General features: G+C 37.4%; 9 protein-coding genes. 3 read left to right on the top strand and 6 right to left on the bottom strand.

Annotation, left to right across the window (positions count from 1 at the left end):
- Positions 1 to 78: 78 nt before the first annotated feature.
- Complete coding sequence (locus ArsFIN_RS14655) at positions 79 to 1992, bottom strand: enterotoxin (RefSeq protein WP_081700648.1); 1914 nt, start codon at positions 1990 to 1992, stop codon at positions 79 to 81.
- A 723-nt stretch (positions 1993 to 2715) separates the two neighbouring features.
- Here ArsFIN_RS14655 and ArsFIN_RS14660 point away from each other — a divergent pair.
- Positions 2716 to 3369: an epoxyqueuosine reductase QueH gene (locus tag ArsFIN_RS14660; RefSeq protein ID WP_026822904.1), complete on the top strand. Its 654-nt coding sequence runs from the start codon at positions 2716 to 2718 to the stop codon at positions 3367 to 3369.
- 62 nt (positions 3370 to 3431) lie between these two features.
- Here the strand turns inward: ArsFIN_RS14660 and lysS are convergent, their stop codons facing one another.
- The 5 genes from lysS to xerD all read right to left on the bottom strand — a co-directional run bounded on the left by lysS (position 3432) and on the right by xerD (position 9726).
- Positions 3432 to 4946 carry a lysine--tRNA ligase gene (gene lysS, locus ArsFIN_RS14665; RefSeq protein ID WP_026822903.1) on the bottom strand — a complete coding sequence of 505 codons (1515 nt, stop codon included), beginning with the start codon at positions 4944 to 4946 and terminating at the stop codon, positions 3432 to 3434.
- 9 nt (positions 4947 to 4955) lie between these two features.
- Positions 4956 to 6054, bottom strand: a protein-coding gene (gene prfB, locus ArsFIN_RS14670) for a peptide chain release factor 2 (protein WP_135677932.1) whose coding sequence is annotated in 2 segments (ribosomal slippage) — positions 4956 to 5978 and positions 5980 to 6054 — 1098 coding nt in all. Because the reading frame shifts where the segments join, the coding sequence is not laid out codon by codon here.
- Between the two features lie 279 nt (positions 6055 to 6333).
- Positions 6334 to 8070, bottom strand: a complete 1737-nt coding sequence (recJ, locus tag ArsFIN_RS14675) for a single-stranded-DNA-specific exonuclease RecJ (RefSeq protein ID WP_026822901.1) — start codon at positions 8068 to 8070, stop codon at positions 6334 to 6336.
- A gap of 2 nt (positions 8071 to 8072) precedes the next feature.
- Positions 8073 to 8792, bottom strand: coding sequence for a bifunctional protein-disulfide isomerase/oxidoreductase DsbC (gene dsbC / locus ArsFIN_RS14680; protein ID WP_026822900.1), 720 nt, complete (start codon positions 8790 to 8792; stop codon positions 8073 to 8075).
- 22 nt (positions 8793 to 8814) lie between these two features.
- Complete coding sequence (xerD, locus tag ArsFIN_RS14685) at positions 8815 to 9726, bottom strand: site-specific tyrosine recombinase XerD (RefSeq protein ID WP_026822899.1); 912 nt, start codon at positions 9724 to 9726, stop codon at positions 8815 to 8817.
- A gap of 554 nt (positions 9727 to 10280) precedes the next feature.
- Between xerD and ArsFIN_RS14690 the strand changes: the two genes are divergently transcribed.
- Together ArsFIN_RS14690 and ArsFIN_RS14695 are read left to right on the top strand one after the other, a co-directional pair.
- A complete protein-coding gene (locus ArsFIN_RS14690; RefSeq protein WP_026822898.1) occupies positions 10281 to 11990 on the top strand; it encodes a GH39 family glycosyl hydrolase in 1710 nt (569 codons plus the stop codon).
- 33 nt (positions 11991 to 12023) lie between these two features.
- Positions 12024 to 13223, top strand: a complete 1200-nt coding sequence (locus ArsFIN_RS14695) for an IS91 family transposase (RefSeq protein ID WP_135677934.1) — start codon at positions 12024 to 12026, stop codon at positions 13221 to 13223.
- Positions 13224 to 13594 lie beyond the last annotated feature (371 nt).

Raw genomic sequence — 13594 nt, forward strand, 5'->3', positions numbered from 1 at the left:
ACAATGGCAAGGAGGCTCTTATATGTCGATATTAATTAACTGGATCATGCTATTTAAGCTAAAATTCTAACCAATATTTTATCGCCCCTTTTTACCATTATCAGGCGCTAATAACATAACAACTGTTTCAAAAGGTGCTAAGGTCACTAATGCCGATTTATTAATCTTAGCCGGTTTTTTACTACCATTTTTACTAATATAATTCAGGCTAACTTGATAACTTTGTGGCGCGCCAGCCGGTAATTCTAAATCATGCTGTAAATCCAAATAATAAACTTGGAGTTTATCCGATGGGTTTCTTAAACTAATAATCGATTTATTGTTACTCCAGGCAGCCCAACCATAGATCGCTAATTTGGTCGGATCACTACCTATCCAATGGCTGTCAAATAAAATAGCTTGATTTTCACGTGCCCAATTTGCTGCAGTAGCTAATACATGCCAATTATTATCGCTCAACAGCTCAGGCGTAATATACAATTCTTGTAACTGAGTACCGCTAGCGAAATAACTCCAAACTTGATCAGCAAAGTCCTGCTCTGATTGTCGAGCAAGATATTTGGCTTGCTTAGCATAAATAATACCATGTAACATCAAGGAATTAAGGGGAAATAATGGCCCTTTCATCACAACTGAACGATAGGTTTCAGCATCACGATAAGTCAGCCATTGTTGTACTTTAGTACCCGGGCCATAAAAATTAACATCATCACCCCCACGCCAAATCGAATCAGCGTAAAAAAGCCAGGAAGGTGTCGCTTGAGTGCCTGTGGTCAAGTTAATATAAAGTTTATTATTGGCTTTTCGCATATCACTAATCATATGGATTGCCGCAGCAAAATCACTGGTAAATGGACTACCTGGAATTACCTTATCCGCATTGCCGGTACCATCCAGTTTAAACATAGTAATATTTTGTTGTTTAATTAACTCTAAAATACGTTTATGAAAGTTGGCATAATAATTAGCACCGGATAAAGCCAATTTACCATCCATGATCTCATAACCAAATTCAGCAGCATGTGAAACGCGAATATCGCGTGGTTTGTTATATCCGCCCCAAGGTGATAACCAAATGCCTAAGGCGGCATGATATTTTTCAGCCGCTAATTTTAATTTATTAAACTCATTAGGAAAATTGGCACTGAATCCCCAATTACCTTTTAAATTATCCCAACCATCATCAAATAAATAGCCATTTAATTTTACACCGCGTTTATTGACCAGCTCTTCGCCATACTGTTCAATACGTAATAATGCTTGCTTTTCGGTATAAGGATTAAAAAAACCAATATCAAGCCAAGAGTTATAGTGCAAATATGGATGATAAGGACGAGCACGGACAACATTTAAAAACTGATTGACATGACGACGCAATTGACCGCTTTCATAAGTGCCAATATAAGTTTTATAACTGAGTGTATGAGCGGGTTGTAGAGGAATGGCCTGCACTATTTTTTGTGTCACTCCGCCCTCATAAGCCGTCGTATTGGTTAACGGATTTTCTGGAATAATAAAAAATGAATCACTAATAATTGGAGAACTGACAACCGAACCATAAACAAAAGGCGCTTGGGTCTTAAAAGGCATTAATGACACCAGACTCATGTTTAAGGGTTCATTTGCAGCTGTGATGCGGATTTCATAACGAGCAAAATCTGCTTGGTCATATAAAGTAAGTATCGTTGTTACTTTAATATTATTCCTAATATAATTGATTGTAATGGTCTCTTTATCCTGCTTTATAGCTTGCAAGTTAAAATCTTTTTCAGTTAATTTTATTCCTGAATTAAAACTAATTTCAAATAAATTATTAGTTTTAATGACATCATTATCTTTATTATTTTTAAAGCACAATAATAAACCTTTAGTATTATTGGATAATAGAATATTAATATTTTTACCCGATAGTTGATACTCTTTTGCCTGTAAAGATTTTACTAAACATAAAGTTATAAACACACTTAATATAATAACCCTCAATGCTCTCATGCAATAAACTCCTATTGACTGCTTAATTATTTTATTTTGCAAAAATCAAGTCCAAAAGCATGTAATACGCGTTATTACAGCAAAAACTTTATCAAGAAATTGTGAACAGTTTAGCAATTGTTGGTTTATTTAACTAAAATCAATCCTATAAAGTAATATTTATCGATGCAAAAATAGATAATAGGCGGATTTTTTAACAAAAAATCCTGTCATTAAAAACATTTAACAACTTATTTAATATTTTTTACAGCTTGCTATTTTAATTTATTACATTCAATATCAGCATAAATTTTTACAATTTATTTATGATTAACTTACCCTATTTTTAGCAAAAATTTTTATACTAAATATTGATTATTAAATTTTATTTACGATCCTTTATTCTATTTTTTTCATTTGTTGACATACTATCTTATTGCAATATTACAAATAAAAAACATTTTAATTTAATTAGACAGTTATATTAGTTAATACCATAATAAAAAATTATCTAATATTGTATTAATATCTGATAAAATAAATTTTTATCGCAATTCTGGTCGATTTAAAATCAGCTTAAGTCAAATGTAGTGGATGCTTTTACCGTTAATCATCAGTGGTAAATATAAATATCCTCTGCCTCTTAGCAAACAAATTTGACCCAAAAAATAAAAAGACTATTATATATGTCTTGCTAGCTGTTATTATTAGCCCTATTATCGATTACTATAAAAATTTGCAACCATGGATAAATTTACCCGTCCTACACTAACGCTGCCTAATGGCGCTAATAAATTATTACTGCACTCTTGTTGCGCTCCCTGCTCAGGTGAAGTAATGGAAGCACTAAGTGCTTCAGGTATTGATTATACTATTTTTTTCTATAATCCAAATATTCATCCACAACGAGAATATGAGATCCGTAAAAACGAAAATATTCGTTTCGCTGAGCAACATAATGTACCGTTTGTTGATGCTGATTATGATAGTGATAACTGGTTTAGCCGCGCTAAAGGAATGGAGCAAGAACCTGAGCGTGGAATTCGTTGCACTATGTGTTTTGATATGCGATTTGAGCGTACCGCGCTCTACGCTGCTGAGCATGGTTTTAGCATTATCTCCAGTTCATTAGGTATTTCCCGCTGGAAGAATATGCAACAGATCAATGACTGCGGTAAGCGAGCCGCCAGCCACTACGATGGCCTTACTTATTGGGACTATAACTGGCGTAAACAAGGCGGTTCAGCCCGAATGGTGGAAATTAGTAAGCGCGAACAATTTTATCAACAAGAATATTGCGGTTGTATCTATTCTCTGCGTGATACTAATAAACATAGGCGCTCACAAGGACGCGAGATTATCCGCATCGGGGTTAAATATTACACTGCCGACAAATAATAGCTCGAACAAAAATAGCAATGCCTGGCTTTAGCCAGGCATTTTTTATGCAATTTGATAAGCTATTTACCAGGCCGCAAGGCTGGAAACAGAATAACATCACGAATTGTATGGCTATCGGTTAATAACATGATCATCCGATCAATACCAATACCTAAACCGGCCGTTGGTGGCAATCCATGCTCCAGTGCAGTGATATAATCCTCATCATAAAACATGGCTTCATCATCACCTTCATCTTTCTGACGAACCTGCTGTGCGAAGCGCTCAGCTTGATCTTCTGCATCATTAAGCTCAGAAAAACCATTACCAATTTCACGACCACCAATGAAGAATTCAAATCGATCGGTAATAAATGGATTATTATCATTCCGACGAGCCAACGGAGAAACTTCTGCTGGGTATTCAGTAATAAATGTCGGTTGGATCAAATGGCTTTCCGCCACTGCCTCAAAAATCTCACATTGTAAGCGACCTAATCCCCAACCTTTTTCTGGCTCAATATTCAGTGATTTTGCGATCGCTGTCGCTTTAGTCATATCATCTAAATCAGCCAGAACCGTTTCAGCACGATATTTAACTATCGCTTCTTTCATGGTCATTTTGCTAAAAGGCTGCCCGAAATCAAATAAATGCTCACCATATTTTACCTGAGTTGTGCCTAATACTTCTTGTGTTACCGTTCGGAATAACTCTTCAGTTAACACAATAAGATCTTTATAATCAGCATAGGCCATATAAAGTTCCATCATGGTAAACTCTGGATTATGCCGCGGTGAAATACCTTCATTACGAAAATTACGATTAATTTCAAAAACTCGCTCAAATCCACCTACAACTAAACGTTTCAAATAAAGTTCTGGCGCAATACGCAGATACATATCAATATCTAACGCATTATGATGAGTAATAAATGGACGAGCTGCTGCACCACCTGGTATAACCTGCATCATGGGTGTTTCAACTTCCATGAAATCTTTACTAACCATGAAGTTACGTAAGGCAGACAGCACACGTGAACGCGTAATAAAAGTTTGCCGTGAACGATCATTGGCAATAAGATCGAGATAACGTTGGCGATAACGCGTTTCTTGATCTGCCAGTCCATGGAATTTATCCGGCAAAGGACGCAATGCTTTGGTTAACAAATAAACTTCATAACCATGAATGGTTAACTCACCGGTTTTGGTCTTAAATAATTTACCTTTAACACCGAGGATATCGCCCAGATCCCATTTCTTAAACTGTTCGTTATAAATCCCTTCCGGTAAATCATCACGAGAAATATAAATCTGAATACGACCGCCCATATCTTGTAAGGTAGCAAAAGAGGCTTTACCCATGATACGGCGTGTGATCATTCGCCCGGCAACAGAGACATCAATATCCAGATCAATAAGCTGCTCCGCCTCCTGATCCGCATACTTACCATGTAAATCACTAGATAAATACTCGCGGCGGAAATCATTAGGAAAAGCAATGCCATTACCTCGCAATCCCGCCAGTTTTTCTCGACGAGTTTTTAATTCATTATTTAAATCAAGGGACTGCTCAGTACCCTGTTGTTGTTGAGACATCTTTTTTCCTCATAGGCCAGCTTTTAAGCTTGCTTCAATGAATTTGTCCAGATCACCATCCAGTACCGCTTGGGTGTTGCGATTTTCAACCCCTGTACGTAGATCTTTAATTCGAGAATCATCCAGCACATAAGAACGAATTTGGCTACCCCAGCCAATATCAGATTTATTTTCTTCTAATGCTTGTTTATCGGCATTTTTCTTTTGCATCTCTAGCTCATATAATTTTGCTTTAAGTTGCTTAAAAGCCTGATCTTTATTTTTATGTTGTGAACGGTCATTCTGACATTGAGTCACAATGCCAGTTGGAATATGGGTTATACGTACCGCTGATTCTGTTTTATTAACATGTTGACCACCAGCCCCTGATGCTCGATAAACATCAATACGCAAATCTGCCGGATTGATTTCAATATCAATATCATCATCCACTTCAGGATAAATAAAAGCTGAGCTAAAAGAGGTATGGCGACGACCGCCTGAATCAAAAGGGCTTTTACGCACTAATCGATGAACACCCGTTTCAGTACGTAACCAACCATAAGCATATTCACCAATAATTTTTATCGTGGCAGATTTTAAGCCAGCAACATCACCATCTGACGCTTCAATAATCTCTGTTTTAAAACCTTTTGACTCAGCCCAACGCAGATACATACGCATTAACATGCTAGCCCAATCTTGCGCCTCCGTTCCCCCTGAACCTGCCTGTAAATCAAGATAACAATTAGCACTGTCATACTGGCCTGAAAACATACGACGAAATTCCAATTGACCCAGTTTTCCTTCTAACTGCGCTAACTCTGCTACCGCCTCATGAAAAGTGTCTTCATCATCGGCTTCAATTGCCAGATCGAGCAAACCAGATACATCATCTAAACCTTGTATTAACGCATCAATAGTTTCGACTATTGCTTCAAGAGAAGAACGTTCCTTACCCAACGCTTGGGCTCGCTCGGGTTCATTCCATACATCAGGCTGCTCAAGTTCGGCGTTTACTTCTTCCAAACGCTCTTTCTTGGCATCATAGTCAAAGATACCCCCTCAAGATCTTCGTCCGCTCAGACAGATCCTGAATTTGATTTTTTATTGGATTAATTTCAAACATAACCTTGTATCTTATTTATGTTATTTTCATTAAAAAAGTCATAAAAATATAAACCGCCTATTGTAGCGGATCTGATTGCTGGATTATAGTTTTTCAGTCAATATGCTCGATAATAATCCCTTTTTACCAATCAATTAGCCGCTTTTAGTCAGTAAATGCCTCTATGAGAATCATGCTTTAAATCCAAATATTAGCAAGTAAGTGATAGAAAAATGTTGGCTATAAGTAAGGCATACCTACCACTTTCAGTGAAAAATAATGGTTAGAATAAGTTAAATACTATTCACAAGGCCACAAATGCTGAATGAGTAACTGGATGTTACGATTACCGCGATACTCATTGACATCAAGTTTATAAGCTAATTGAACCATTTTAATACTATTGTCAGGCCAATAAGCAGTATCAATATTAAAGGCGATGCCATCTATCATCGGGCCACCAGCCAGTGGTTCTAACATCACTTTTAGATGACAATCACCAACAAGACGTTGTTGCAGTAACCTAAATTTGCCATCAAAGATAGGCTCGGGAAAAGCCTGTCCCCATGGTCCGCCATTTCTAATTAGTTCAGCAATATCCAGCGACAACTCTTCATTATTAAGCTCACCATCACTCCAAATAACCCCTTCAAGCATATCGTTATCCAGCAGTTCTGCCATTAGATTAGAAAAGTTCTCTTGAAACTGAGTAAATTTTTGTTCCTCCAACGTTAATCCTGCTGCCATAGCATGGCCACCAAACTTTAAAATTAATCCCGGATTAAGCGTATCTAAGCGCTCAAGTGCATCTCGTAAATGTAAACCATTAATGGAACGCCCTGAACCCTTTAAAATCCCTTCGCCTGCTGGCGCAAAGGCGATAACCGGACGATGAAAACGTTCTTTGATGCGAGAAGCCAATATTCCTACTACTCCCTGATGCCATTCTGGATGATAGAGTGCTAGACCATTAGGTATTTGATGACGTTTTTTTTCTATTTGTGAAAAAATATGCCAAGCCTCTTGCTGCATATCTTGTTCAATTTCGCGCCGGGTACGATTTAAGCTGTCTAATTCATTAGCCAATTTTCTGGCGTGAACGATATCATCAGTCAATAGCAGCTCCACACCAATTGACATATCATCTAATCTTCCTGCAGCATTTAGCCGTGGCCCAATTGAGAAACCTAAATCATTAGCAACCAGACGACTAACATCACGCTTGGAAACTTCAATCAAAGCTTTGATCCCAACACAGCTGCGACCTGCCCGAATACGATTTAAACCTTGATAGACTAAAATACGATTATTACTATCCAAGGGAACAACATCTGCCACCGTCCCTAATGCCACCAAATCTAATAATTCAGCCAGATTAGGCATCTTACGCGACTGTTGCTCAAACCAACCCGTCTGACGCAACGCGGCGCGTAAGGCTGACATCAAATAAAAACTGACACCAACACCCGCTAATGCTTTTGATGGAAAGTGACAATCAGCTAAATTAGGATTAATAATTGCTTCTGCGCAAGGCAAGTTTTCTCCTGGCAAATGGTGGTCGGTAATAATCACTTTTATACCATGTCGATGCGCAACAGCAACGCCTTCATGGGAGGATATGCCATTATCAACAGTAATAATAAGTTGCGCTTTTCTTTTAATAACTTCATCAACAACCTGCGGGCTAAGCCCATAACCATCTTCAAATCGGTTAGGAACCAAATAATCAAAATGACGATATCCCATCGCGCTCAGCGCTCGCAGTGTCAATGCGGTACTCGTTGCACCATCGGCATCGAAATCACCGACCACAATAATCTGCCAATGTTCATTCAGGGCAGTGATTAACAATTGAACCGCAGTTTCAATACCATTAAGTGATTGGTAATTAAGTAATCCTTTAGCTCCTGTTTCTAACTCATTTTCTGACAACACACCTCTCATGGCATACAAACGGCGTAATATCGGAGACAAATGAGTAGGGAGGTGGCTATCATCTGCTTTTGGTCGGCGACGAAGCTGTATTTTCATATTTATTGTTAACTCATTATTATTTTTTTCTTAAGTTTTTCTAACCCTTTAACTAAATCATCGGCTGTCATATAACCCGGTATTACTGTGCCATCTTCCAATACCAAAGCGGGTGTTCCATTGATACCAAGCATATGACCGATATTAAATTGAGCAGCAATATCAACCGTTTGGCATTTTTCAATTGGAGAAATCGTTTCACCTTTAAAAGCGTCTGTTAATGCTTTTTGTCGATCAGCGCTACACCAGATAGATGTCATTGTTTTAGCTGACTCATGGTGAAGACCATTGCGAGGGAATGCCAAATAACGTACTGTGATACCCTTTTTATTATATTCTGCTATATCTTGATGAAATTTCTTGCAATAACCACAGGTAACATCGGTAAACACGGTAATAGCATATTTTTCCTCTGGTGCCTTAAATATGATCATTTGGTCACTCATCGCTTCTATTTTTTTTGCCAAGATCTGATTTGTGACATTAACCGGCATTTGTCCACTTAAATCATAAATAGGTCCTTCTAATAAATACTTACCGTCTTCGGTGACATAAACCAACCCTTGGTTAGTGATCACTGTACTCAGACCAACAATAGGTGACGGATGGATATTCTCAGTTTCTATGCCCATTTTATTCAATGTTCTTTTAATAGCCACATCATCAGCCAAAACAGAATGTGACACTGCGACCAGCAGACTAATTAACCATACAATATTTTTTTTCATTTAAAATTTCCTTGAACCTCAATCAACCTCGAGGATGATGTTGTTGATGCAATTGCCTTAACCGCTCTGTAGCAACATGGGTATAGATCTGTGTGGTAGAAAGATCACTATGTCCAAGCAACATTTGTACTACCCGTAGATCGGCGCCATGATTTAGCAAATGGGTTGCAAATGCATGTCTTAATACGTGAGGAGAAAGTTTTGCACTATCAATTCCAGCAATTGCTGCATAATATTTAATTCGATGCCAAAAAGTCTGACGCGTCATTTGAGTACCTCTTTTACTCGGAAATAACACATCATTGGTCAATCCATTAAGTAAGATTGGACGGCTCTCCGTTAAATAAGTTTCCAACCAATAAATAGCCTCTTCACCCAAGGGTACCAACCGTTCTTTATTACCTTTTCCCACTACCCGAATAACACCCTGACGCAAACTAATATCTGTTAATGTTAGCCCAACCAGTTCAGAAACACGCAACCCACAAGCATACAACACCTCAAGCATTGTTTTATCTCTTAATTCAATCGGATCCTGCGTAGTAGGCGCATGCAGTAAATCTTCAACTTGTTTCTCATTAAGATCTTTAGGTAGCCGTTTTGGCAACTTAGGTGCCGACAATTGTGCCGTTGGATCATCGGTGCGTAATTTTTCACGATAGAAATACTGGAATAAGCGCCGCATGGCACTAAGTAAACGAGCAGAACTCGTTGCTTTATAACCGCCCTCTACGCGTTCTGCCAAAAAAGATTGTAAATCCATGACGCCAACCGTAAGCAGATCATAACCTTGGCGTGACAACCAACCAACTAATGTTTGTAAATCAGTACGATAAGAAGAAAGTGTATTAGCCGCTAAATCATGCTCAAGCCAAATAGTATCGAGAAATTGTTCTATCAACGGATGACTGTCTCTATTTTTTTCAGTTGACACAACAGCACTCCTAGTAAATTAATTGCACCCTATTATGCCTCAAAAAATACTTTCTGCCACAATGGCATACTAACATTTATGCAGGTTGTTTCTTTATTAATTAAATTAGAATAATAATTTATATAACTAATTAAAATTAATAAGTTAAATCAATATCCACTGATTAATTATAGTATTTAATATTGTGAATTAGGAATCAGTAATGCTCAATTCATCTTAGTTTTTTATCAATTAATAACTATTATCTACATTAATCGTTATTAAATTTGCTAAAAAATAAAAATCATGATGATGTTATTATAATCATCCTGTTTCAAAAAATATAAAAAAACAACTACGCTATTATTCAATTAATTTTACTATAACCAATTGATATTTTGATAAGTTGTTATTTCAATAACATATTAGCTAAAAAAACACTATACAAAATAAAACAAAAAATAATTTAATGTTATAAACAGATGAGTTACATTACAAATGATTAAGTTGTTTATTTAATAATGAATATAAATTTTTAATAACAATTAAATATATAATTAAAAAGGATAATAAATATGCCAGTAAATATTATCTATTCTGCCATTCCAACAACTAAAAATTCACATGGTGTTGAAAAAAGAGCAATTGGCAAATCAATTTTTCTAAATCAAGCTAATGGTACACCTATTTCTTTAGCGCCTGGCTTACCAAATCTAGAACAACAATTTGCTGAAATGGGAATTGTTGATCTTCGTACTCATGATTGGTATGGCGTATGCTATATTGATAGTTACTTTGATACAACCGCTACGAATTACCTGGATCAGATAACAAACAATGCCCCTAGTGATGTTAAAGAACAAATAAACCATTATGCTGATGATTTTTTTAATCGAAGAACTATTTGCTTAAATGCTCCACAATATTTTTCTGCTAAAGAAGAGCCACAATTCAATTGGCAACCAACCGATGCCTATCTTAAAAACTCTTTATCAAATAAATATTATCAAGGTAAACAAAAACCGAATATATTATTTAGAATAGGCAGAATGCTTAATGGCGGGAAACATAAACCAACCAATATTGAAAAATATTGTCAATTAGTAAAAAAATTAGTAGAAAGATATAGTATTAATTATCATTTGATAGGTCTTGCTTATCCGATTTCTGAATACGAAATTTGGAATGAACCCGATCTTGGTTTCTTCTGGACAACTCCCGAAGATAATCAGCTCGCAGTTGTCGAGTTTTATGATTTTTATCGTGCCGTTGCCAATACAATTCGAGCAACCGCACCTTGGGTAAAAATTGGTAGTTGTGGAACTACTTTTGTTTTTAAAAATGAAAATTTTGTCGATAACTTTATTGCCTATATAAAAAACAAACATGTTCCTTTTGATTTTTACTCATATCATTATTACGCAATTCATACTGCCAACCCGAAAAATATTTATGAAATCCAAGATTATGTGCGTAGTAGACTCGATAAACATGGCTTTCAGCAGGTAAAATGCTATATCACTGAATGGGCATTAACCGCTTATGCCAGTAAAATTAACAATACTAAGAACCAAAGTCATGTTGCTGCTGCCTATTTACTCTCTTTTTTGATTCACGCAGAACAAGCTGGCGTAGATAAAGCCTATCTATATCGAGCTGATGGCGCAGAATTTGGTTTATTTAATAGCAACAGTTACGCTAGCTATGCCGCCCAAGCATTTTGGTTATATAATCAATTTGCATCCCATCGTGATTCATCGATTATTAAATTAACAGATACTTCTAAAACTGGCATAACGACAACTGGCGCAATTAATGCCAACAATCAAATAAACATACTTATTGCCAATTATACAGCCGATCCCACTATTGTTGGCGAAAGTGGTCAAACAAAACTACCCACAGGCGTCAAACTGCAATCACAATATTATATTGATACCGCGATCCCTGCTAACCTACTCGATAGTGAGCGTTGGTATGGCAGCAATATTGTACCACCACGTAATAGAAATAAAGTGCTATATAATGGTAAGCCGGTGCCAAATGGCCCAAATTGGCCAAATAAAAATGACCAATTAAAATACGACGATGCCAACTATCAGCAATCGAGTACAGGATATATTGTTACCGTAACAGATATCCCCGCTAATTTTAATCACTATAAGATTATTTTACATAAAGTTTTTAATGGCGGGCAACGTCAATCACTTAATGGAGAAACCTTTATTTATGAACATAAGCACGCCTTTGGCGTGAGCATCGCGGCAAAGGCGCTCTATTTCTAGGCAATTCCCTTCTCGTCTTTTATACTCTGCTCTATGTACATCCCCAGACCTGCAAAACTGCTATTTCAATACGATGACGGATGGAACCTTTTCATCGAAAATAATCACGTAGATGAATGGCAACTACTCTCTGTCGAAAAGATGCTCGCCTGCAGCACCTGCGCTATGGGCGTTCGCCGTTATTGCTGTTCTTCACCTGAATGCTCTCATTCACGCTTCTTTTGTCAAACCTGTAAATCCAAAGCCTGCAGTGCGTGTGGCCTCAAAGGCACCGAACAGTGGATTGCCCAGCAGCGCCATATTTTGCCGGATTGCGAATGGCAACATATTACCCTCACTATGCCTCACCTGCTTTGGCCTTTTTTTAACAATAACTGGTGCTTGCTCAACCAACTCTTTCGCTGTGCAACCCGCGCCATGCTCAAAAACGCCAAGCGCCAAGGCCTCGAAATTGGCATTTTTTGTGCGCTGCATACTTACGGTCGCCAACTCAATCAACATCCGCATATTCATTTATCCGTCACGCGTGGGGGACTCACTCAATATGACACCTGGAAACCGATTTTCTTTAAAAAGAAAGACGTTGAAAAGGTCTGGCGCAGTGCGGTCATTCGACTCCTTAGGGATAACTATTTTCAGTTACAACCCAATAAATTGCCTGGCTTCGGGCACATTCGCAATTATCAGACCTGGTGCCGTTACCTCAATGCCCAGTTTCAACGTTATTGGAAAGTACATTTTGCCAAAAAGACACGCGGGGCCTGGCATAATGTGAAATATCTGGGCCGTTATCTTAAACGTCCCCCTATCTCCGCTTCTCAATTGAAACACTACAGCGGCGGCACCGTGGTTCATCATTACTATGACCACCACAGCCAACAATACAGACGACAGACCTTATCCCAAGAAGAAATGATACAGCGTTATGTCAGTCATATCCCTGCGCGACATTTTAAGATGATCCGTTATTACGGTTTTTTAGCCAATCGCAAACGCGGGTGCTTATTACCGAAGGTGTATGAGGCGTTAGACATGATATCTCCTAATGTGCCTGAAAAACCTGGGTTTGGGGCCCTTATCAAAGGTTTTTTAAATACTGACCCGTACCAATGTATTTTATGTGGAAACCGATTGCGGTTTATGAGTGCGGAAAAAGGAATACACGCCGTCACTTTACTGTCAGAAAGGCGGGATAAAATGGTCAAAAAACGATGGTTACAAACCGCAGCCTAGGAGCAGTGTGCCTATTATTAGGCTTTTAGATGATAATTTAACCGAATTACTGTTCTCATGGTTAATCAACGAGAAAACTGTCAGAATTTAATAGAAATATTAAGTTCAAAACACCTCCATTAATGCCTTACTGTATTGATTGAGATTCCTAACCATGAACCCGATGGCATTATTCCACAATCCCGACAGATAGTTATTAAAGATAATGATCCTGACACAGCAGGAAATAACACATTAGCTTTAATAACAATCGAATTATACTAGCTTAATATGAGTTTCCGTTATTAGAAAAAATTTTAAACCTATTATAAATAATAGGTTTTTACTAATCCTGAATTCAATAACCTTTTTACTGATTAGATATTACTATT

It is taken from the genome of Arsenophonus nasoniae (genome assembly GCF_004768525.1).
Lineage (GTDB): Bacteria > Pseudomonadota > Gammaproteobacteria > Enterobacterales > Enterobacteriaceae > Arsenophonus > Arsenophonus nasoniae.